Origin of the sequence: Aquibacillus rhizosphaerae, assembly GCF_030282825.1 — a bacterium.
Lineage (GTDB): Bacteria > Bacillota > Bacilli > Bacillales > Amphibacillaceae > Aquibacillus_C > Aquibacillus_C rhizosphaerae.
Window position 1 is genome coordinate 62,457 of sequence record NZ_JASTZU010000016.1, and the last position, 21,048, is coordinate 83,504.

Sequence of the window (21,048 nt, forward strand, 5' to 3'; positions counted from 1 at the left end):
AACAAGGGCTTTCGAATACGGTAGCTCCTATTTCCTATTTTGTTAAAGGACAGTTTAGTTAAATACAAGGGGGTTACAAAGTGGAATATGAATTAAGTTTAAAAAATCGAAGCGTGAGAGTATGGTTGGGTATTTGTGCAGAAGAAAAGTATGAAATAACTTGTTCAAGTAACTGGTGCGATTATTAAGGAGTCTTCGATGCGGCATCTCTTATTGTAATAACGAACCAGGTTACTGTAAGTAAGGGGGAGCATGAATCATGACAATCTATAATTTTCAATTGATTGCAGGTGTAGTTTTTCAATTTATGGTAGCTGTTTTGATAATACTTACTGCCATAGTGATTTATAAAAAAATCTTTAATAAATAAAATCTCCGTTAACAGAATAAATTCGAAGTATTCCAGCAAAGTCAATTGTGACAGGAGGGGCATTCGTAATTTTTGCCTGGATTTTATACCTATAAAAAAATTAAACAAACGGGATGCCTATCTGAACTAAAAGATATAACCCTAATTGTGTTAAAGAGATAGGATTATTGATTAAGTTAGGGGGATTACCATATGCAGAAAAGCAAGATATTCTTAATTGTTGCTACTATAACTATTACGATGATAAGTTGTTCCCAGATTGAAGCAGGAACTTTTATTCAAGGTAACATAGCTGAAATTAACGAAAAAAGTGGAGATATGGAAATTGACATCGAAGCATGGTCAACAGTTAGCCAAAAAGGAACTTCTAATGAAATATATAGTTTTAAAAAGAAGTCAAAATCACAAACTATTCGAGTTTCTAATCCAGAAGATTATGATGAAGGGCAAAAAGTATCGGTAAAAGTTTTCAAAAATTATGCTGAAGATGTCTGGGATTTAGATAGATTAAAATTTGAAGTAGAAGAGGAATATTAGAATATTGAGCTGAATGTAACGTTAGTTCAATACTCCAATATCATCTAAAAGAAGCAAATGTATATTATTTATTCATTAAACTGCATTTTTGGCTCTTGGTTATTCAACTTCACTGAAAAATATCAGGATAACGATCAAAAAATGTCTTGTTATTAGAGGCTGAAATTCATTATGAAATGGGGATGGTAATTTCAGTAAAGTGTGTCAGGTATTTTAGCAGGAGCTGTTTCATTTAAAATGACTTTCACATTAAAGTAAAGAAATTATATGAATGGTGAAGGAATTCAACAAAAGTATCGTCGATAATGGCTAAGTAGTTCGCTTTAACATTATTAGTGACTTTTCTTATTAATTCAGCATACCCTTTTGTGGCTAATTTAATTGTAGGTAGGATTTTAGTTTTTGAAATATGTTACTATTTTTATTAAGAAAAACGACAGTACGAATTTTTAGGAATACGATAAAATTGAAGTCTTTCGTTATTTCAATAAAAGTTGTTTATCTTGAATTAACTGTTGTCTTCGCGAGACCTCTTATTTTGTAAATAATAGATTAGTGGAAAAATAAATGGGGGAGTGGTGGTTATAAAGAACACTTTTTATTACACCTATCCAATATTAGGCTTTTTGAAACAAAAAATAAAACGAAAGAATGGTTTAATCATATTAACAGTTAAACCAAAGATAAAATTTAATCCTGATTATCACTTTTATAGTGGTTCAGAATTACTTTATAAAGCAACCCTGAGAAAATCTAATGTTCTAAGGTTTAAATTTGAAATTGAAGATTCAAAGGAAACTCATGTTTCAACAATTGATGAGGTTCCTATTTATAAAAAAAGTACCATTTTCAAGGAATATTCTATTAGAATTAAAAATGAAGTATTTGGTGTTCAATTTAAAATTGCAGACAAATCTTTTGCGGTAAAGGATTCTGAACAGAAAGTTGTTATTCAGGGGAACTTGATATCATCATTTATAGGAAGATTAATGAATAGTAAGAGGTATAGAATCGATGTATTTGAAAATGAATTTCCAGAAGAACTTTGGATGGCAATTGTGGCTGGAGTTTTTATTCTTGAGTAAGTAGTGAAAAACCTACTGTGCGCAAATGGAATAACCAATGACCTTTTGTATTTTACCATATTGCAAAGAAGGGTGATTATTATGAAGATAAGAAATATTGATAAAGCTCTATTTACAGGCGTATTTGTAGGAATTATCATTTTTGTAAAGGAATTCTTTTTTTCTGATATAAACTCTTTTTTATCAATAATTATTGGTCCATTGGCTGCCATAATCAGTTACTTGGTAGGAGATAAGTTTCTTACGAAAGATGAAATAAAAAATTAGGAAATTAATGATGAAAAATTATTGTAATGGATGGGTTATCTGGATATATAAGCCTAATATATCTAACTTATGTTAATGCAAACACTTTTGAAAAAGACGATAATGTGCGGGTTTAGATAGATGGTGGAATTGACGAATCCTACCCGGCGTAAGCAGGTATCAATGAAATTGAAGTGATAAAAGCATAGTTGTATTATAAGATATTTCTCATGCTCAGCGGTTTGGATTTTCGTTTATAGGTATCTCCTTTCTTAATAGTTATGTATTCTATCTAGAAATAATTGTTTTTTTATTAATTTCATCCTATATCTTATACCTATAAAATATAAAGTTATTAAACAAACGGCGAGAGAGCTGAACAATCGATAGGAAGGGGTGTTTATATGGAAATCATTATCGGGTATTTATTAGGTGGTGTTGTCTTCTTATTAGTCGTTATTTCATTTTTTAAGATGGTATCCTATCGAATGAAAAAATCAAATAGGGAATTAATCGAAAGGGTAACTAACCTAGAAAACCGTATAGAGGATTTGGAAAACAAATAAATTATTCTTCAACTACTTAATCTACTGGCAAAATAAGGGCACGAGAACTAGAACCTAATTATGCAAAATGAAAAAGCAAGAGTCCAGTACAATACCGAGCCCTTGCCTATCAGGATTTTAAAATGGCTGTTCCCTTAATTCATCATAAGTAAATAGAGTATTTTTAATGTGATGGTCTTCAAGCATTTCCGGAGAACAACGGAATATCAGACTTACTTTATTTTCGAAAAACTCTAACACGAGTAAACCGTCATGATAATTTACGACCATGTATGCTGGCTGTTCCCTTCCTTGTTTATATAATAGTTGATAATCAAATGCAGCATAAGCTTTTTTGGATTGTTCAAGTGTGGACCTTCTTCCAATCCCTTCGTTGTTTCCCAATCTTCAAAGGAACCACTTCTTCCCCAAGAGATAAACTTTATAATACCGTCCCACGCTATAAATCGTACAGGTGGGAAGTCGTAAATGTTCATACTCTCATCGTCGTCCATAGCATCAACGTATTCTTTTCCAAAGAAATCTCGTACAATAGATTCATCATCACCAATATGAATGGTTTTACTGAATGCTGTAAGTTCTTTTATTTCTGCAAATGGATCATACGGCTCATTAACATTTTCATCTTCCACATCTGCTTCAACAATTTCTTCTTCCACAACTTCTTCTGCACTACTCGGATCATCTGTGTATGTAGGATCATTAGATGCCATTTCACTATTTGTATCGGCTTCAACTTGACTTGATTCGTCTTTATTATCCGTGGATTCAACAAATGGAGTATCAAATTTATCAGAAGCTATTAATATTTCTTCTATCGTGTATTGATAGAATGACAAATAAGTCTCCCTGTCAAACAATCCAATACTCTTTATTATATTTTCACTTACTTCAAACAATAAAAAATAGTGATCATCATACATGTAATATTCAGAACCAATGGTTAACACCGTATTATTAGGATATTTATTAAGAAGTTCGTTTACAGAATCACCAATTGATATACCAGACTTGGTTGGAACGTCATCCTGTTGAGTTCTAAAACCAATAACGCTTTTGTCGTCCATTAAAAATTGATAATTCTCGTAAATCATATCCGTTAACCCATTTTGCTCTACCTCATTTTCACTAGCAGGCATGCCAAACATGTCGATCACTAAATCGTAAGAGCTACCCACTGATATTTCTTCCATTACTACTTCATCACTCAATGAGGATGTTGGAGTCTCAATCTCTTCCTGTTTTGTAATTTCATCTTCTTTTTCAACTTCAGAAATTTGATTTTCACTACAAGCCGTTAATAAAATTACAAATATTATTGCTGCAAATAAATTACTTCTCATATTGTCACCTCTGTGTTTGTTTTATGTATGTCAATTCTTTTTATTATCGGCAAAACTATATATTTGTTAAATGCCTATAGGTGCCTGGCGCTATTCGTGCGAAGAAAAACACTGGTAATAAGGCAAGGATTTCTTCATCATTTGTTTTGCAAGTGAATTTGGGTATTTATGTTAAAATAATTTTAGATATTATGGAGTCTCTGTGGGCTAAGTACTATCACTGAGTCCGTTGAAAACTATAAATATTTACTGTAGATAATGTTTGCATGAAGTTAATATTGAGCCAATTTTTTATATCTTGTAATACTATGAATATGGTGGGAAAACATTCCGTAGATATGCACCTGTTTAGCGGAATAAACTGAAACTTTTAGATTATTTTAACGTATTCAATAATAACGAGTTAACGAGAGGGAGGTGCTGTTAGTTTTGTTATTTCATTCAAAAATAGATTCTTATTTTATTAAGTTTATGGTGGTTGTAGTGATTGTTATTGTTTTGGTATCATTTTTTCCATTATTCTTTGAAGGTGGCACTCAATTATCAGTGGTTCTAACTCTTATTTCAATATTCCTTTTAGTAATAAGTTTTATTTTCTGGACTGCTTTCTCAGTTAAGTATATTTTCTATAAAGATTATTTATATATAAAAGGAGGACCCTTTAGAAGTCGAATTCCTTACGAAAATATAATAAAGGTATCACATACAACAGATATTTTTGCAGGACATAGAGTATTGTCATCGAGAGATGCTCTTGAAATTTTTAATAATACAACTTTCTTCGGAAGTATAAAAATATCACCGAGAGCTAAAGGAGAGTTTATTATAGAATTAAAGAAACGATGTCCTAACTTAAAAATACAAGAATGTGAGGAATTACAGTAAATATAAGGGACGAAGAGTCGAATGAATTTTTTTCGTTTCGACAGCTTCTATATTCTTCTTCAAGTAAAGGCCAGTTAGTTTTATAAACGAATAGTACATATTTGATAAATAGATAATGAAGGTGTTTATATGAGTCGTCAGTTTCAACAGGTATAGATATCCATAACAATAATAGTATCAATAAATGTGATGGCATACGGATTGACCGTTTTAACGTAGGAGCTTGTTCATTTTGTGGTTGAAGTAAAGAAGACGTAGGTGAATTAGCTCTTGGATCAGGAGTATTAATTTATAGTGAATGATTAGGAAGTCAATAATATAGATATGGAATCAGAAGTGTTAATGGTACAAGAAAGTGTTCGGAAATCAATGAAATAGACATATTTATTAAACTAACAGGTGCATATACGAAAGAAGGGGATTTTAGAAACCTATGAACTTTATTACAATGGTTTTGGGAGTTGTTGTAGGAATAGCTATATATGAAGGAATAAAGGTTCTAATCCAAAATTTATTTTAATTATGAAACAGTGACTTAAACACACGGGGGTATTGGATGAAAATGGAAATAAGACAACTAAATTCACCTGATGCTGAAGAATATCTTTCTATAAGGCTTGAGGCACTTAAAAATAGCCCATATGCTTTTGCATCAAGCTATGAAGAAGAAAAGAATCAGAGAGCAGAAAAATACAAAAACAGATTTAATGCACCCGCAAACACACTTACTTTTGGTGCTTTTGAAGATTCACAACTTGTTGGTGTCGTTACTTTAGTAAAGGAACAACTTTTTAAGTTGAGACACAGAGCAAATATTGTAGCGATGTATATAAAACCAGAAAAACGTGGCAATGGAATAGGAAAAAATCTAGTTTTTAGAGTAATTGAAAAAGCAAAAAACATAGAAGGTATTGAACAAATTTATTTAACAGTTGTAACAACTAATCTTCCTGCTAAGAAATTGTACTCTTCTTGTGGCTTTGAGGTGTTTGGAAAAGATAAAAAAGCATTGAAATTTGATAATACATATTATGATGAAGAACATATGGTTTTATTTCTATAAAAATATATTTTAGACTAACGAGAGCTTTAGTACCACAAAGAATCCAAATATACTATTGGCGATTTGTCTGTCATGAAGTGTTTTTTAGAATTATTAGAGTTTTTTTAAAAAAATTAAAAGTGAATCAATGATCTTAAAGTAAATGCTTCTTATATATAGTATCCGTTTCAAAACATTGATATGGCGTGCCCTTTATTATTGTTTCCATGTAACCATAGTCAAGCGTTTAAGAACTATAATTATTTACTATATATAATGCTTTACCATGATACAAAAATGGCATTTTTCATACTTTACTTACGTTGAATACGGTAAAAATCCATACTACATATAATGGCAGTTTAGTTCAAGTAGGTTAGGCTTCTGTAATGAAATTATACAAGAACATCACAGAGGAGATATTAAATGATTAAAGAAATATATGAATTTATAAGTGAAGCACAGTTGAAAAAGTATGCAGAACTTGCTGTGCGAGCTGGTGTAAATCTGCAAAAAAATCAATTATTGATAATACATAGTGATATACAAAATGCTACGTTTGCACGTTTAATCCAAACGGTAGCCTACGAGGCAGGAGCTTCAAATGTAATTATAGATTGGACAGATGAACAGTCTACCAAAGAATTTTACTTAAATGCAGCAGATAGTGTCATCGATCACTTTTCTGATTGGCAGGCTGCCCGTTTTAAGGAGTGGGACGATGGAGGTGCTGCTTACATCCATATTATTTCTGAAAACTTAGATGCTTTTAAGGAGGTTTCTACAGAAAGGATAAGTCGTTTCCAAAAAGCTTCTCGTTCCAAATTGAAGAATCATTATGCGAAAATTAGATCTCACGAGGTACGCTGGTGTCTTCTAGCTGTCCCGTGCGTTGTATGGGCAACTAAAGTTTTTCCCAACTTAAGTAAAGAAGGAGCTTTACAATCATTATGGAAATTAATTTTAAAAGGATCTCGGGCAGATGGAAAAAATCCTATAAAAGATTGGGAGAGTCACAATAGAGCTTTCGAGTCTCGAAAAAAAATCCTAAACGAGAGCCAATTTGAAGCCCTGCATTTTGCAAATAGCCGTGGAACTGATTTATTAGTTGGTCTACCTAAAAATCATCTCTATATCGGTGGGGGTGTGATAGATAAAAATGGAATACCTTTCTTTCCGAACATTCCTACGGAAGAAATATTTACTGCTCCCCATAAAAATAAGGTGAATGGCAAATTGGTAGGTACTAAACCTCTTATCTATGGGGGAAGTGTCATCGATGAATTTTATCTAATTTTTGAAGATGGACGGATTACCGACTATTATGCCGAAAAGGGACAAGAAGTGTTACAAAGTCTCATCGAAACAGACGAAGGTTCGCATTATATAGGAGAAATTGCCTTGGTCTCTAATAAATCTCCTCTTGCTCAAACAGATGCTCTTTTTTATAATACCTTGTTTGATGAAAATACAGCTTGTCATATTGGAATCGGAAATGCATCTACCTCCAATATTCAAAATGGCATTGACCAATCTGAGGAAGAATTGAAGGAAGCGGGTATGAATACTTCACTTTTGTTAGTCAATGTAACCTTTGGTACAGAAGATATGAAAGTAGTGGGAATTAAAGAAGGTGGAACTGAAGTCCTGTTGATGAAGGATGGGAATTACCAGTTCTAAATAGAGAAAACTAACTTTCTGGTGGATTATACTGAGTGCTAGTTATAGTGAAAACACTGGGCAGTATTCCTGTACCAAATGAAGGTTATGGGGGATGTTTGTGGAAGAATTTACTTGAACAAACGGGTCGTTTATGTACAAGGATTTAATGTGAGAGGTCGTGATTTTTTGGCTAATCCAAGATTTAATATGAAAAAAATATGGACTGATGTTGATTTCTTTGAAGTAAACCTTTGTCTTTATGGTAGTGGTTGTAATGTAGATTTAGATATTTATTTAGACAATGGATACCTAGAAGACCTAGAAAATGGCCTTAAAAATTTCACAAATCAACTTGGTAAGAATGAATTCACTTGGGTTTCTGGACATGAATATGAAAATACTACGCACTTCTTATCTATGAGATTTTTTCTTCATGAGCAAAGAGGAATTGTGGGCATTGAATTTATAATTGATAACAAGTTAGAACCACCATATTCTATGCACTCTAATTTCTACATTCTTACTGAAATAAATCAAGTGGATGATTTGGCAAGGAAGTTAGGGAAATTTATTAAAGACGAGATTATCGAATTAGGAAGTCTTAAATAATAAAATCTTTCTTCACTAAAAGGTGCAATAGTGGAACAAGCTGTCGCTACTGTTGCGTCGCTATCGAGAGTATGTTTCACGAAATAAGATCGTCGTTTACGGCGATCTTATTTTATTATTTAAAGAAATATTGGAATTTTATGTTAAAATTAGATTAAGTAAATGTACTTAAAGTAAGTATTATTTAAATGATTAAGGGGATTTTCTTAATGGATATTGTTCTAATTCTCGGGTTTTATGCATTACCAGTATTGAGTATTGTCTTTTGTCTAAACTTTGTATCAATTATAAGAAAAGTGAAGAATAATGAAGGAACTACCTATAACACAATATTTATGACCGGATCATTCACATTGCTTATTTGGTATTTTGCATCACTAATAATTTCTACTGCACAATACTAACGGATGCTATCTGGAACAATGGATACAGCACTTATTTCCTTAAAGAAGCAGGTTGTTTTAATACTACTTTAGGGAGGGGTTTCTTATTAAGAAAACTTTAATATTTGTGGTTATCGTTCTATTATTATCTGCATTATACGTCTTTTACCAACGAAACCAGCCACCAGAGGTGAAGGATATACTATACAGTGAACGAGCAGATTCAATTACAGTTCTAACCATTGAAAAAATTGCTGGAGAATGGTCTTTCTTATATTATAATCAGAGCCAAAAAATTCACCTTGGATTTCTTGAACAGAACATATTAGGTAATTGGAAGATAAAAGGTATTGTAGAAACAGCACGACAGCGTGGTGAACATGATCAGGAAAAAATAGAATTGGGATATACAGGTACTTCAAATCCTCAAGTATGCTATTACTATGGAATGATTTCAAATCAAGAGGTTGATACAGTTAGGCTGTCAGTAGAACATGGACCTTACAAAGAATTACAATTAGAAGATGCAAACGATAGACGTTATTTTTTAGAGAGTTTGTTTAATGAGGACGATTGCGTTCCATATCACTATGAAGCAATATCAAAAGATGGTGAGTTAATTGCTGAAGAAGGTTAATTTGAAACATATAACTATTACACTGACGGGATGCTTTACTTCAAGTAATATTTTCACCTCTTGTTTTATCAACACAGCAGTTTAGTGGAATAAGAAGATTTCCTATACTAGGAGGAGTGTTAATGAAATATATAATCCAGTATCTATTGGCATTGATTGTATTATTTTTATCATCGTTAGCTGCTTGGTATGAAGGAAGTGCCATAAGAGACAACCCCTGGGAATGGAATAATTCTACATTCTTTTCAACATTGTTGAACGGTGAAATTAAAGATACTGCCGATATATCGCAACTGGATCATTTTATATATGCGGCTAAATTTAGTCCTATTTTCCCGATTTTGATTGTATGTAGTCATCATATATTTTATTTCTTAGTTGTTATTTACTTCTTAGAACAAATAAAAATAGGTTAAATTACTCTCTCTTTACTATTGGTATATTGTACTCATTATTAGCAATAACAATATCTGACTCACCAACAATAGGTGGAAAAATCATTTCTATTATCTTGCTAAGTATAGGGATTCTCAGTTTAATTACTTCAGTTATTTTCTTCTTTAGGGTGAAAAAATGGAAAACCAGCTAATGAAAGTTATTAAACAAATGGATGACAATAGTTAAACAAGGGGTCGTCAATTATGGCGATCCTATTTTTGTTTTTGAAAAGTTACTGGAATTTTATGTTAATATCAATGTATGAGCAGTTCTACTTCAAGTTATGACGCTGGTTTGTTGAAGAAACCTTTTTAAAAGTTGACCGTAAATGTATTATAGATTATTTCTGTAAAAGTTAAAGGTAAACACTTCCTATAAAAGAGGGTGTTAAAAATAGAGAAACAAAACAAAGTTATTTTTAGAGAAATTCAAAAACCACGTTCAATACTGTTGTGGATATTTATTTCTTTGTTTAATTTTCCTTTGTGGTATGATTTTATTCAACAAATAATTCTAGGAAAACCAGTTGGTACTAAACCAGCTCCAGATGTGTTTTTAATTATTCTTTGGCTATTTTTTTGTGTTATTGTACCAATAATTTTGCTATTCTTCAGCAAACTTATAATAGAAGTACGTGATGAGGGTCTATATATTCGATATATGCCTTTCCATTTTCGCTATAAACAGTTTCTGTTTAAGGATATAAAAAACTATGAATCAATTATTTATAGTCCATTAAAACGATTTGGTGGTTGGGGGATTCGAATAAACTTTAAAGGTGAAAGGGCTTATAATATGGATGGAAACAAGGCTCTGGAGTTACATTTGAAAAATCAGATAATTGTTATTGGTACTCGTAAACCAGAAGATTTAAAGAATGCGATTGATTCACAAAAAAAGAGACTGTAAATACAATCTTCACTTATTGTTGCTTGAACACAACAAGGGGAACTTCGGGTTTAAGGTGGAGGATTAACTTAACAAGAGGGAGAGTTCTACTGTGCAAAAGTGCGAGAAATGTTTAACCAGATTTAGATGGAGCCAAATTTGCAAATCCCAAATCGGAAATAGAAATTTTCAATCTTTGATTTGTAAAGAATGTGATACAGAACACTATATAGAAACTTCTTCAAAGGTTTTAGTGTATTTAATGGCGCTAGCTATAATTACATTAACGCTATTTTTAATAGAAAATTTTTTATATACATCATTCGTTTATTATATATTGGCAGTTTTAATATCAGTAAGTATTCATACAATTTTATTTCCTTTCATTGTTAAATTTAAATCTAAATATCGTACTAATTATAAATCAGATTACTAAAAAGAAGTTGATATAGTTTTATCCAACAACGGGTGCCCGTTATTTCAAAAAAGTAATTGCACCTCTTATTGATTAACGCAGCAGGTTACGGAAATAGGAAGCGATAATTTTTGGGGAAATGGTATAATTAACTATTCTTAAATTTGAAAGGGAATAGCTCTATGTTTTGTAAATCACATCAATTAATAGTGGGAGTGATTTTTTAAACAAAAGGAGACACGCAAATGAAACTTGAAACTAATAGATTAAAAATTATATCTTGTACAGTAGAAACTGTCCAAATTGCTATAAAACAAAACTATGATAATGGACCTGAAATATCAAATTATTTGGAGCGATTAAATAAAGACCCTTCTATACTAAACTGGGGGAGTTGGATGGTTGTTCGTAAATCTGATGATATAGTAATAGGTGATTTAGGTTTTAAAGATAAACCAGATGAAAACGGAGTAGTAGAAATTGGTTATGGTTTCCTTAAAGACTATTGGAATAATGGTTATGCTACGGAAGCTGTTGAAGTGTTAATACAATGGGCTTTTGGTACATCTAAGGTAGAAAAAGTAATAGCTGATACACTGCAAGACAATGATGGTTCTATTCGAGTTTTAGAAAAATTAGGTATGAAAAAAGTAGGATATACAGAAAAAGTGATTGATTGGGAATTATCTAAACAAAGTTGTTGATTGTAACTTTAGGAATGTGCCAATTACCACACTCGTTTCCGAGTTAATTCACTTTTTCATTTCCAAATAGATTCTGTATAACGTCCATAGGTTTACAATAATTAAGTAGATTAGTTATATTGTAGGTTAATACCGAAATAATAAATAGGGGAAAGGGGATAGAAAAAATGGATGTAAGATACCCAATTGGAAAATTACAAGTACCCGAAAAAGTAACACTTGAAAATGTTCAAGAATGGTTAAAGCAAATCGAAACTTACACGACTCGATTAAGAAATACAGTGGACGCATTGAGTAAGGAGGAGTTAAGCAAAAATTATCGTGATGGTAGCTGGACAGTTCATCAACTGGTACATCATATTGCAGATTCACAGTTGAACATGTACCAACGTTTGAAGCTAGCGTTAACAGAGGATAGTCCATCAGTACCAGGTTTTGATCAAGAAAAATGGGCTACTCAACCGGATACAAAGCTTCCTGTAGAAAGTTCTATAAAAATGTTGGAAGGTATAAATGAACGCATTGTATCTTTGGGTGATAGTTTAACTGAACATCAATTAGATCGATTTTTTATTCATCAGGTAAACGGTAAAATAACAGTTGCAAAAAAGGTTGCAAAATTAGCTTGGCATGAAGAACATCACTTGGCCCATATAAAAATTGCGTTATCAATTTAGCATATTATTTTAGGAATTGGCTTATCAATTTTGGATAAGTCAATTTTTAATGGGGAAGGGAATAGAAGACTTCTTCAACACTTTACTCTTTACAAATTTTTATTTGGATGTCTAATCAAAAGACAAAGTAGGAGCAAAGCGTAGGTATCGTTTGAGAAATGTAGATGAAAGGGAAACTTCTGAACCAGATATAGAGAGTGATAACTAATTATCAGCTACCTTGTCCTATTCCAATACTTTTAGTACAAAGCTTTACTTCTCTTCACTAAAAAAACATGACCAAGCAGGAAGAAAAGTATCGCTAACAGCAAGTTTTGTAATGCTTTTTCCAATAGGTACTGAGGAGAGTGGACAAAGTCGAAAGCCATTATATTATAGATAGGAAACAATTGTGAGCCACTTGTGAAAAATTTTACCGCTACATAGCCTGTTATCGACAATAGTGGCACTATAATATTTCTAGTAGCCACCATTAGGAAAAAGCCAACGGCAGCATACAGTAAACATTGTGGGTAATATTGTAGTAATTGCGATTTAAGGCCCATTGTGTTATGCGTAAGCGAAATAGCAAACAATACCAAAAGTACGCCAATCAAATAGATAAATAAGAATAGCAATACGCGTATTAGTCCGTGAAATAAGACGGATACGGGATAGCTGAAAAGAAGTTTTTCAAGTCCTTCTTCGTAATAATCGAGCAGTAAATAGATACTCCACCATGCTGCAAGGGGACAAACTATAAATTCAATAAAGAGTGATAGCCTCCTTATGAAATCGGGACCAGATCCGGTATAGTTGAGAACTAGTAAATATAACAATACGGCAATTGGAAGATAAAAGGAGATTCCCATTGATTTAATTTCAAACATAACATTTATCTTCTTAACGTCGATCATTAGTATCCTCTTCCTTCATAAGATATAAATAGGCATCCTCTAAAGCAGGCTCAACTATATTATTTTGGTTAACAGAATCAGAAAAGTACCTTATCTTGTACTGGTTACCTGCTTCTCTTGTTGATATAAGTCTAAGTGATTCTAGGTAAGTATCGTTTAAATCTACCATATCTTCTACCACTTTACCTCTAACTAAATCTAATAAATCCGACTTGCTCCCAGTTTGAAGAACCTTTCCATCTTTTAATATACAGATAGAATCGCAGGTAGTTTCAATATCTTCCACAATATGTGTGGATATTATAATATGACGATCCCTACCTAACTTTCGAAGTAGCCTTCTGAACCGAACTCTTTCTTCAATATCTAGTCCAACAGTTGGCTCGTCAACTATTAACAACTTTGGATTGCCAAGAATAGCCTGGGCTATTCCAACCCTTCTTAACATACCTCCAGATAAATTTTTTATTTTCGTATCCAATACATCTATAAGATTTACATTTTCAGCTGTAGTTAAAATATCTTTAGATCTATTATGCATACTAATTCCTTTCAAATTTCCTAGGTGATTTAAACATTCTCTCACAGTTATGTTCTTATACATCGAAAAGTGTTGTGGCAAATATCCAATATTTTTTCTTACTTCTTTTGTATTCTCCCAATTAAGGTTCTCTGATTGAATGGTACCACTATCCGGTTGAATTAATGTCGTGATAATCTTCATAAGCGTTGTTTTACCTGCTCCGTTGGGTCCAAGTAAACCAAGAGATCCGTGTATGTCTAAATTTATATTTTGAAGAATATCTTTTCTCTTCATTTGTTTGTTGATATTTTTAAGCTGGATCTTTTCCATTTGGACTCACCTCTCTGTTATTAAATTGTTTTATTAACGCATATAGCTCATCCCAACTTTTTTTCGATTCAATTAAATGTAACCATTCTTGATATAGCGGATGGTTAGCATCTTCTGCTTCTTTTTTACTTAGAAAATCTTTCAATTCTTTAACAACTGTATTTACATCTTGGTCTACCGTTAATTTTTCACTTATAAAAAATTTTAACGTGTCAGTATCATCGTTTATATTCATCTGCTTGTTTATAACTTTGGCGAATACAATATTAAAAAGAGCTTGGAATTCATAATCATCCATGTCTGTATTTAATTTATTAGTTGTAAGGGCTGGAACTAGCTCATATGTGAGTTCAGCTTGAAAAATATCAAAATAATCCTGATCAGGTTCTATATATATTGGTGTTCCTAAAATAAGGTCGCTTCCATTCACCCATACACTTTCTCCATTTAAGGTATCGCTAATATTTAAGTTAGGAATAAAAAACACTCTATTTGGTTTTTCAATGTTTAAGTCTAAACTATTTGTTATCGTGTTATAAAACATACGGAAGTAGGTCTCGAAGGTACTGAAATCTTCAACAGATTGTTCCCATGTTACGGGATAAATCCACTGATAATTCTCCTGACTATTCTCGTTTAGCATTCCTGAAATTACAGATAATCCAGAAGAACTTTTTCCAGACCATGTACCCTCTGCTTGTTTATTTAGGTTTGTGTAAACTTTTTTATCATAGTTAATCGTTAATCGATAGTTTGTTTCTTCCTGATAACTAGGCTTAATTCTGTGTAAACCTTTTTGGTCCGTCACAAGGTCAAATGCTGGTTTAAGGTTAGTACTAGGTAGCCACGGAAAATAGTGTGGCAGATAAATAGCTTGGTTATTTCCAAAATAGAGATTTGTTTTAAGTCCTTCGTAGTGCATTGAAATATCAATTTTTTCTCCGCTTTCAATAGCATTATTTAATTCAACTGTAACAAAATCTCCATCTTGAACATAGTTTAGCGCTATTCCATTGCTATGCAGTTCACTAATTTTAAGTTCATGGAAGAGTGCAAAATGAAGCGAATTTAATTCCTCTCTACCCTCATTTGTGATAGTAAATGTTACATCTGCCTCAAGGTGTGCGTTAGGTTTTAAAAAAATATCAAAATCATCTAATCTAATTGCTTGGTCATCCATTAAGAGGGCTTGTTCATTATTTCGATAGTAATCAATAATCCTCGTTGGATCATTTACTAGAATTTGATTTTTTTTTGTTATCTCAATGGCCGAAAATGAAAATACAATAACGAAAAGCAACAAAACAATGTATGTTGGTTTCCCAAGATGTATTATTTTCTTCTTTATAAATAAAAAAATGAACAATAGAAAGATTATAGATAGGAATAATAACTTTTTCATCCAATGGAAGTAATCGATTGAAAACCCGTAGAAAGCATGATAAACACTATAAGGATTAGGTTCTCCAAGATTCAACCAACTGTCCAAATCAAAATTAAGAACTCTGTTAGCTGATTCCAAAAATACATGATTAATAGGAATCAAAAAGCAAAAAACTAAGAGCAAAACCGGGTAGACACTTTTACCTTTTATAACACTTGCTAACAACATCCCTAGCAAAAAACTAATAAAAAAGGAAATACTCCAAAAAACAGTTATGTATTTGAATACAGCTAGATAATAGGGAACGTCTGTTATTGGGTGCCCGTAGAATATAGCGATATAAGAGGCCATTAAAATTATTTGGCTGGTTAGGATCGTTATTATACCTACTAAAACTTTACTCAAAAAACCAAAAAGGTAACCGTTATCTATAAGTAATGTTAAATCACTCATACTAGTTGATTTTTCTACTCGTATTATCCACATCCCAAATAAAAGGTAGGCTAACATTCCAAATATAACAAAATAACTCGAAGTAGTAAGAGCTGAGGGAGGGGAAAATGTCTGAAATCTATAAATGTAAAATGTATATATGATATAGCTATTTAAACATATAAAAAAGATAGGAAATAGCCAGGTTCGAAGAGCTAGTTTACTAGTGAAAATAGTAGATTGATATATTCTGTATATCATTAAACACCCTCCTTTAATTTATAATGCCTTTTCCATTATTTTACGGTAAATACAATAATATCAAAACCAATCAGTCTAGTAAATGCTGATAAAAGTAATAAGTTGTTATAATCTGTATCGATTATGGTGTTCTTAGGAGTGTGCAAGCTGCAAGTACTTAACTAGTTCAACAGGAAAACTAAGTCCAGTTGGTTGGGAAACATCTGTGTATGTATTTAATATTTTTGGTAACAGGCGTTCAGACAAATATCTACACGCGGTACCTGACTCTTTTTGATGATTCCTCTAAACTTCCACCGCCGTTTGCTAGGACCACAATTGGTTTCAGTCGATATCCCACCCAATTTAACCGGACGAAGACACCTAACATCAACCTCCTAACGATTATAGATTCGAAAGACAAATTAGAGGAGGATGAAACAATGGAACGTTGTACGATTACGGTTAAAGATGTAGCAAAGTATTTAGGTGTGCACACGGATACGATTTATGATTTGGTTCGCGAGGGGAGCTTTCCGCATATTCGGTTTGGTCGAAAAATTCTTTTTTCAAAAGAAGCTGTTGATAATTGGATTCGTGAGCAAGCAAGTGTGTCTGTAGGAAGAAAGGCTGGTGAATGAAGGTGAACTATATTAAAGAATTAACTGCGTTTAAAGAGTGGATGTCCTTTCATGAAATTTCTCCGAATGCGGCACTATTATGGCACACACTGATGGTATTGAACAATACGGCTAGATGGATGGAAACGTTTAATGCCCCAAATTCGATCATCGAAAATTTATCAGGGTTATCTAGCCAACGAATCGAATCGAGAAAAATACTGATGGAAAACGAACTAATTAGCTACGTACCAGGTGAGAAAGGCAAAGCAGCAACGTATCAAATGAAATCATTGGTTTCCCTATTTTGAAAACTTGTCACAAGCTCCACATGGAATGGTAGAGATACAAAACCAGGAACAAAACCCGGTGCCATTCGGTAACGAAACACGGGACATACATAAAGAAAAAGAAATAGAAAAACAAAACAGAGGAGGAGGAAGAGGAAAGGCACAAAATGCTTACACGGTTTATGAACAAAACTTTGGCATCATCAAACCGATTGTACGTGAATCGTTTCTTGCCTGGTGTCATGACTTAGGCGATGAACTAGTGATCGAAGGAATCCAGCTTGCCGTACAAAAAGGTGGCAGGACATACAGTTATCTTGAGGCGATTTTAAAAGAATGGGTACAAGCTGGCGTAACCACCTTGGAACAAGTCACAAACTATGAAAAACAGAAAAAACGATCCCAATCAACACGGTTTTTTGTCAAAAATAAAAGTAAGAATAGAGCAATGTTAGATGAAATTCGCAGGGAGATGCAGTCATGAATGAGAATCAAGCCTTTGAGGTTCTAGATACGATTGCGGAGCTTTATCCGAAGTATGGTATCACGAAAAGAAAAGTAAATATTCTGCTGCCGCAGTTAAAGCTAATGGATTACAACAACGTGCTAGAAAAGTTGTCTGCCTATGCAGCGGATTACCCATATCCGCCGACCCTAGCAGAAATCGCTGCCTATCCACCAGCAACCAACATTTATCTAGAGCAAATGCGTCAATGGAAGAGAGAAGCAGCCCAGGTTCCTGAGGAGAGACGAAGCGGCAGTTCCAACAGCAATTCGACACACTTTTCAAGGAGATAGGTCAATGAATCTTGCAAACTACAAAGCGGAAGCATCCGTATTAGGTTCTATCTTGTTAGAAGGCACGCTGTTTAGCAATTTAACGGTTACGGAAGAGCAGTTTGGATCCCAAAAGCACAAGCTTATTTTCATAGCAATGCAACAAGCTGCAGATCAACAGCAAGCCATTGATTTGGTTACAGTGACTACGAATCTAAAAGACATCATCCAACAAGTGGGTGGTACTGCCTATCTGTTAAAACTTGCGGAGTCAGTCCCTAGTACAGATAGCCTGCTCCAGTACGAGCGCCTGCTTTTTGAAGCGTATCGTCACCGTAAATCTCGTGAGTTAGCAGTCAAATATGCCACTAACCCTAGTGACACAGGATTAGAAAAACTGATTAGCTCCTTACAGACTTGTCAGGAGTTAGGCATGGACAAGCAAGAAACGGATAACACGGATTGCTTAAAAGAAATCTCCAATATGATTTTTACTGGTGAGGGTGCATGTACGGGCTTGCCAACGTATTATAACGATTTCGATAACATGACAGGTGGCTTGCAGCCAGGTGAATTAATTATCATTGCCGCTCGTCCATCGGTTGGAAAGACTGCTTTTGCTTTAAATCTAGCAGCAGGACATTGCGCAATCATGGCATGAGTTTTTTTTAGCCTGGAAATGGGAAAAAAACAACTGCTCCAGCGACTGATTTCCGCCGAAGGAAATATCCATAATCAAAAGTGGCGTAGCTTGCTGTTCAATGAGCAGGACTATGGTACCGCGATTCAAGCGGTTGGTGAAATTTCTACTTGGAAGCTTTCCATTCAGGAACATAACCGAACCATTAGTGATATTCGTGCATCGTTAAGAAAAACGGCACATGATTATCCAGATGAAAAACAATTAGCTATTATTGACTATTTGCAACTAATGACACCGACTAGCCAGAGGCAAAGGCGTGATTTAGAAATCGGAGAAATCACAAGGGATTTAAAACTACTAGCCATGGAGTTGAACATTCCGATCGTGTTACGGTCGCAGTTATCCAGAAGTGTTGAACAGCGCCCAGATAAACGACCGTTTATGTCTGACTTAAGAGAATCAGGCAACATTGAGCAGGATGCCGATGTAATCGTCTTTCTTTATCGGGATGATTATTACGACAGGGGCGCAGAAAATACAAACAGCTTGGAAGTCATTCTAGCAAAACAACGGAATGGTCCAACTGGAATGGTTGAGTTAGCCTTTTTCGAGGAGTTTGGAAGATTTCAAAATTTGAAAAATAACGGAAGAAAGAAAAGATATGAAGGAGCATAGAAGGCTTAATGATACCTGTCGTTTGGTTAACTAAGGAGGGTCATCACAGGTGAAAACCAGTGAGAAAGGATCAACACAGGTAGCGGTTGAACCAGAATCCACGTTTCAAATCGCATCTAATTTAGATATTGCATTGGTAAAACGAGTCATTGATGCCGATACGATAGAAGTGTATGTAAACGGAAACGTTGTTGATGTGCGGTTACTGTTAATTGATGCACCCGAAACTGTCCATCCAGATATCCCAGACGAAGCCTTCGGTGCAGAAGCGGTTGCTAGGGCGAGACAGATACTGATAGGAAAACAAGTACAGTTAGAATATGATGGGCCAAGGTATGATGATTATGGTAGATTACTAGCTTACGTATGGGTTGACGGTGTTATGCTAAACGAGTTGTTGTTGGAAGAAGGATTAGCCCATGTAGCCTATGTCTATCATCCTCCCTATAAATATTATCAACGGTATGTGAAGGCGCAAGAAAGGGCGAAGGTTGGATGGAAGGGAATTTGGGGGAGGAGTGTTCTAAATAGAACATAGATATAACACTTGTTATTATAAAACTAAAGAATATGTAAATCTATTTACCTACACCATTTTTATTAACCCATCTAAAAACCTATCACGATATGGATAAAACAGGAAATATGGACTGTACCAATTCCTCAACCGAATCGCTACCATAAAGGTAGGAATATTTTGGGAATGAGGTGGGGGATTGAAGGTACTAGATTCAAAAGCTTTAGTAGCTACCATGAATGAAAGGCAATCTCATTATCGAGTATTGCGTGGGCAACTGGCTGGGTTAAAACGTGATTTTCAAGGAATGATTTATGCAGGTGATTTTCAAGGGCAAGGGGCAGACGCCATTAAGGACTTTTATCGAGCGCAGGTGGATGTGGTAGAAGCGTGGCTGCGATTAGTAGACCACCAGATTGCCTTTTTAAGAGGAATCAAGGGAGCATTAGAGCAGGAAAAATTAGGCGGAAATACTGTTGTACATACAGCCTTTCTCGAAGAAGATGTCCAACAAGGGGAACGGCAAGCCGATGATTTAGTTACGGCCCAACGGAATGATTTAGAAGCGATTTTTCGTGGGATTGATGATATCATAACTTTAGATACTTTTTCCAGGAATGATTTCAATCAGAATATGTCGCAGGTCCATAATAAACGAAGAGAAACGTTAGAAGCAGTTGAACAGCTAGATGAAGCACTGACAATTGACTATAAGTCATCGGAGGAAGAAGAGTCTTATGCTGTAAGACTGTTCCAATCTCTACAGGAAGCTACGTCACAAGGTGGTAGTATTTCTCCGATTCACTTTAACGCAAAGGCCTATCATCAAAGCGAAGTCTATCAAATCAAGGCAGAACAAGAACGTCGAACAGAAGCTTATTTGCACAAACAAAGGCAAGGGGAACAAACAAGTGTTGAAGATATTGTTTTAATATCAAATACGGCACTCCAAACGTTGATAGGACAAAAGGTAAGTCAGATTCCTTATAACGTCATGACTACAGAAATAGTACAAGATCGAGTAAAAGCTGCAAAATCAGCAAAAGCATCCATGGAAGTTATGAAAAATATTCTGCTAGATGAAGCAAAAAAGATGGGTGTTAAAACGACGAATAGTGTTTTAGAAATTTTCTCTACGATAGTCAACGATCATATAGAACGTTCCGATAAAACATTCGACTCTGTGGGTGACTTTGGTAATGCGATGACCTTTGGTGTTCCCAAAGGTATCTAT

25 protein-coding genes and 1 pseudogene are annotated in these 21,048 nt (G+C 33.9%); 22 read left to right on the forward strand and 4 right to left on the reverse strand.

What is annotated here, in order from left to right:
- The first annotated feature begins 562 nt into the window (after positions 1-562).
- The 4 genes from QQS35_RS03260 to QQS35_RS03275 all read left to right on the forward strand — a co-directional run bounded on the left by QQS35_RS03260 (position 563) and on the right by QQS35_RS03275 (position 2,804).
- Positions 563-907 (forward strand): hypothetical protein, encoded by a 345-nt coding sequence (locus QQS35_RS03260; RefSeq protein ID WP_285930347.1) that lies wholly within the window; start codon positions 563-565, stop codon positions 905-907.
- Positions 908-1,485: 578 nt separating this feature from the next.
- Entirely contained in the window at positions 1,486-1,992 is a 507-nt protein-coding gene (locus tag QQS35_RS03265) for a hypothetical protein (RefSeq protein WP_285930349.1), read from the forward strand.
- 81 nt (positions 1,993-2,073) lie between these two features.
- Entirely contained in the window at positions 2,074-2,259 is a 186-nt protein-coding gene (locus tag QQS35_RS03270; protein ID WP_285930350.1) for a hypothetical protein, read from the forward strand.
- A gap of 383 nt (positions 2,260-2,642) precedes the next feature.
- A complete protein-coding gene (locus QQS35_RS03275; RefSeq protein ID WP_285930351.1) occupies positions 2,643-2,804 on the forward strand; it encodes a hypothetical protein in 162 nt (53 codons plus the stop codon).
- A gap of 260 nt (positions 2,805-3,064) precedes the next feature.
- Here QQS35_RS03275 and QQS35_RS03280 read toward each other — a convergent pair whose 3' ends face one another.
- A complete protein-coding gene (locus QQS35_RS03280; protein ID WP_285930353.1) occupies positions 3,065-4,147 on the reverse strand; it encodes a hypothetical protein in 1,083 nt (360 codons plus the stop codon).
- A 429-nt stretch (positions 4,148-4,576) separates the two neighbouring features.
- On the opposite strand from QQS35_RS03280, the gene QQS35_RS03285 reads away from it, so the two are divergent.
- The 11 genes from QQS35_RS03285 (at position 4,577) to QQS35_RS03330 (ending at position 12,487) form a co-directional block, all read left to right on the forward strand.
- A complete protein-coding gene (locus tag QQS35_RS03285) occupies positions 4,577-5,032 on the forward strand; it encodes a PH domain-containing protein (RefSeq protein WP_285930354.1) in 456 nt (151 codons plus the stop codon).
- A 556-nt stretch (positions 5,033-5,588) separates the two neighbouring features.
- Complete coding sequence (locus QQS35_RS03290) at positions 5,589-6,095, forward strand: GNAT family N-acetyltransferase (RefSeq protein WP_331490638.1); 507 nt, start codon at positions 5,589-5,591, stop codon at positions 6,093-6,095.
- A 405-nt stretch (positions 6,096-6,500) separates the two neighbouring features.
- Positions 6,501-7,754 carry an aminopeptidase gene (locus QQS35_RS03295; protein WP_285930355.1) on the forward strand — a complete coding sequence of 418 codons (1,254 nt, stop codon included), beginning with the start codon at positions 6,501-6,503 and terminating at the stop codon, positions 7,752-7,754.
- Between the two features lie 114 nt (positions 7,755-7,868).
- Positions 7,869-8,345, forward strand: coding sequence for a hypothetical protein (locus QQS35_RS03300; RefSeq protein ID WP_285930356.1), 477 nt, complete (start codon positions 7,869-7,871; stop codon positions 8,343-8,345).
- Positions 8,346-8,554: 209 nt separating this feature from the next.
- Positions 8,555-8,749 (forward strand): hypothetical protein, encoded by a 195-nt coding sequence (locus QQS35_RS03305; protein WP_285930357.1) that lies wholly within the window; start codon positions 8,555-8,557, stop codon positions 8,747-8,749.
- Between the two features lie 106 nt (positions 8,750-8,855).
- A complete protein-coding gene (locus QQS35_RS03310; RefSeq protein WP_285930358.1) occupies positions 8,856-9,365 on the forward strand; it encodes a hypothetical protein in 510 nt (169 codons plus the stop codon).
- Positions 9,366-9,487: 122 nt separating this feature from the next.
- Entirely contained in the window at positions 9,488-9,781 is a 294-nt protein-coding gene (locus tag QQS35_RS03315; protein WP_285930359.1) for a DUF4306 domain-containing protein, read from the forward strand.
- 415 nt (positions 9,782-10,196) lie between these two features.
- Positions 10,197-10,712, forward strand: a complete 516-nt coding sequence (locus tag QQS35_RS03320) for a DUF6141 family protein (RefSeq protein ID WP_285930386.1) — start codon at positions 10,197-10,199, stop codon at positions 10,710-10,712.
- A 91-nt stretch (positions 10,713-10,803) separates the two neighbouring features.
- On the forward strand, positions 10,804-11,127 hold the full coding sequence (locus QQS35_RS22880) for a TIGR04104 family putative zinc finger protein (RefSeq protein ID WP_407933936.1): 324 nt from the start codon (positions 10,804-10,806) through the stop codon (positions 11,125-11,127).
- A 224-nt stretch (positions 11,128-11,351) separates the two neighbouring features.
- Entirely contained in the window at positions 11,352-11,810 is a 459-nt protein-coding gene (locus tag QQS35_RS03325) for a GNAT family N-acetyltransferase (protein WP_285930360.1), read from the forward strand.
- A 167-nt stretch (positions 11,811-11,977) separates the two neighbouring features.
- Positions 11,978-12,487, forward strand: coding sequence for a YfiT family bacillithiol transferase (locus QQS35_RS03330; RefSeq protein WP_285930361.1), 510 nt, complete (start codon positions 11,978-11,980; stop codon positions 12,485-12,487).
- 239 nt (positions 12,488-12,726) lie between these two features.
- On the opposite strand, the gene QQS35_RS03335 is transcribed toward QQS35_RS03330, so the two are convergent.
- From QQS35_RS03335 to QQS35_RS03345, 3 genes are read right to left on the reverse strand one after another with little or no spacing between them, the layout of a single operon-like run.
- Positions 12,727-13,383 carry a hypothetical protein gene (locus QQS35_RS03335; RefSeq protein ID WP_285930362.1) on the reverse strand — a complete coding sequence of 219 codons (657 nt, stop codon included), beginning with the start codon at positions 13,381-13,383 and terminating at the stop codon, positions 12,727-12,729.
- Entirely contained in the window at positions 13,370-14,236 is an 867-nt protein-coding gene (locus tag QQS35_RS03340; RefSeq protein ID WP_285930363.1) for an ATP-binding cassette domain-containing protein, read from the reverse strand. Before QQS35_RS03340 ends, QQS35_RS03335 begins: the two co-directional genes overlap by 14 nt.
- Positions 14,217-16,313, reverse strand: coding sequence for an ABC transporter permease (locus QQS35_RS03345; RefSeq protein ID WP_285930364.1), 2,097 nt, complete (start codon positions 16,311-16,313; stop codon positions 14,217-14,219). The genes QQS35_RS03340 and QQS35_RS03345 overlap by 20 nt, the downstream gene beginning before the upstream one ends.
- 422 nt (positions 16,314-16,735) lie before the next feature.
- On the opposite strand from QQS35_RS03345, the gene QQS35_RS03350 reads away from it, so the two are divergent.
- The 7 genes and pseudogenes from QQS35_RS03350 to QQS35_RS03380 all read left to right on the forward strand — a co-directional run.
- A complete protein-coding gene (locus tag QQS35_RS03350) occupies positions 16,736-16,933 on the forward strand; it encodes a helix-turn-helix domain-containing protein (RefSeq protein WP_285930366.1) in 198 nt (65 codons plus the stop codon).
- A complete protein-coding gene (locus QQS35_RS03355; protein ID WP_285930367.1) occupies positions 16,930-17,223 on the forward strand; it encodes a hypothetical protein in 294 nt (97 codons plus the stop codon). Before QQS35_RS03350 ends, QQS35_RS03355 begins: the two co-directional genes overlap by 4 nt.
- Before the next feature lie 58 nt (positions 17,224-17,281).
- Positions 17,282-17,686, forward strand: a complete 405-nt coding sequence (locus QQS35_RS03360) for a DnaD domain-containing protein (protein WP_285930369.1) — start codon at positions 17,282-17,284, stop codon at positions 17,684-17,686.
- On the forward strand, positions 17,683-18,000 hold the full coding sequence (locus tag QQS35_RS03365; RefSeq protein WP_285930372.1) for a hypothetical protein: 318 nt from the start codon (positions 17,683-17,685) through the stop codon (positions 17,998-18,000). The genes QQS35_RS03360 and QQS35_RS03365 overlap by 4 nt, the downstream gene beginning before the upstream one ends.
- Positions 18,001-18,004: 4 nt before the next feature.
- Positions 18,005-19,297 (forward strand): annotated as a pseudogene (gene dnaB / locus QQS35_RS03370) (replicative DNA helicase).
- Between the two features lie 49 nt (positions 19,298-19,346).
- Complete coding sequence (locus QQS35_RS03375; protein WP_285930374.1) at positions 19,347-19,835, forward strand: thermonuclease family protein; 489 nt, start codon at positions 19,347-19,349, stop codon at positions 19,833-19,835.
- A gap of 178 nt (positions 19,836-20,013) precedes the next feature.
- On the forward strand, positions 20,014-21,048 hold a 1,035-nt coding region (locus QQS35_RS03380; protein ID WP_285930375.1), incomplete at its 3' end, for an LXG domain-containing protein.

What these genes read in the sequence shown, in the direction of transcription:
- QQS35_RS03305 (WP_285930357.1), top strand. Translation starts at nt 8,555, where the DNA reads ATGGATATTGTTCTAATTCTCGGGTTTTATGCATTACCAGTATTGAGT.
- QQS35_RS03365 (WP_285930372.1), top strand. Translation starts at nt 17,683, where the DNA reads ATGAATGAGAATCAAGCCTTTGAGGTTCTAGATACGATTGCGGAGCTT.
- QQS35_RS03290 (WP_331490638.1), top strand. Translation starts at nt 5,589, where the DNA reads ATGAAAATGGAAATAAGACAACTAAATTCACCTGATGCTGAAGAATAT.
- QQS35_RS03270 (WP_285930350.1), top strand. Translation starts at nt 2,074, where the DNA reads ATGAAGATAAGAAATATTGATAAAGCTCTATTTACAGGCGTATTTGTA.
- QQS35_RS03315 (WP_285930359.1), top strand. Translation starts at nt 9,488, where the DNA reads ATGAAATATATAATCCAGTATCTATTGGCATTGATTGTATTATTTTTA.
- QQS35_RS03325 (WP_285930360.1), top strand. Translation starts at nt 11,352, where the DNA reads ATGAAACTTGAAACTAATAGATTAAAAATTATATCTTGTACAGTAGAA.
- QQS35_RS03350 (WP_285930366.1), top strand. Translation starts at nt 16,736, where the DNA reads ATGGAACGTTGTACGATTACGGTTAAAGATGTAGCAAAGTATTTAGGT.
- QQS35_RS03330 (WP_285930361.1), top strand. Translation starts at nt 11,978, where the DNA reads ATGGATGTAAGATACCCAATTGGAAAATTACAAGTACCCGAAAAAGTA.
- QQS35_RS03260 (WP_285930347.1), top strand. Translation starts at nt 563, where the DNA reads ATGCAGAAAAGCAAGATATTCTTAATTGTTGCTACTATAACTATTACG.
- QQS35_RS03335 (WP_285930362.1), bottom strand. Translation starts at nt 13,383, where the DNA reads ATGATCGACGTTAAGAAGATAAATGTTATGTTTGAAATTAAATCAATG.
- QQS35_RS03280 (WP_285930353.1), bottom strand. Translation starts at nt 4,147, where the DNA reads ATGAGAAGTAATTTATTTGCAGCAATAATATTTGTAATTTTATTAACG.
- QQS35_RS03345 (WP_285930364.1), bottom strand. Translation starts at nt 16,313, where the DNA reads ATGATATACAGAATATATCAATCTACTATTTTCACTAGTAAACTAGCT.
- QQS35_RS03295 (WP_285930355.1), top strand. Translation starts at nt 6,501, where the DNA reads ATGATTAAAGAAATATATGAATTTATAAGTGAAGCACAGTTGAAAAAG.
- QQS35_RS03355 (WP_285930367.1), top strand. Translation starts at nt 16,930, where the DNA reads ATGAAGGTGAACTATATTAAAGAATTAACTGCGTTTAAAGAGTGGATG.
- QQS35_RS03275 (WP_285930351.1), top strand. Translation starts at nt 2,643, where the DNA reads ATGGAAATCATTATCGGGTATTTATTAGGTGGTGTTGTCTTCTTATTA.
- QQS35_RS03340 (WP_285930363.1), bottom strand. Translation starts at nt 14,236, where the DNA reads ATGGAAAAGATCCAGCTTAAAAATATCAACAAACAAATGAAGAGAAAA.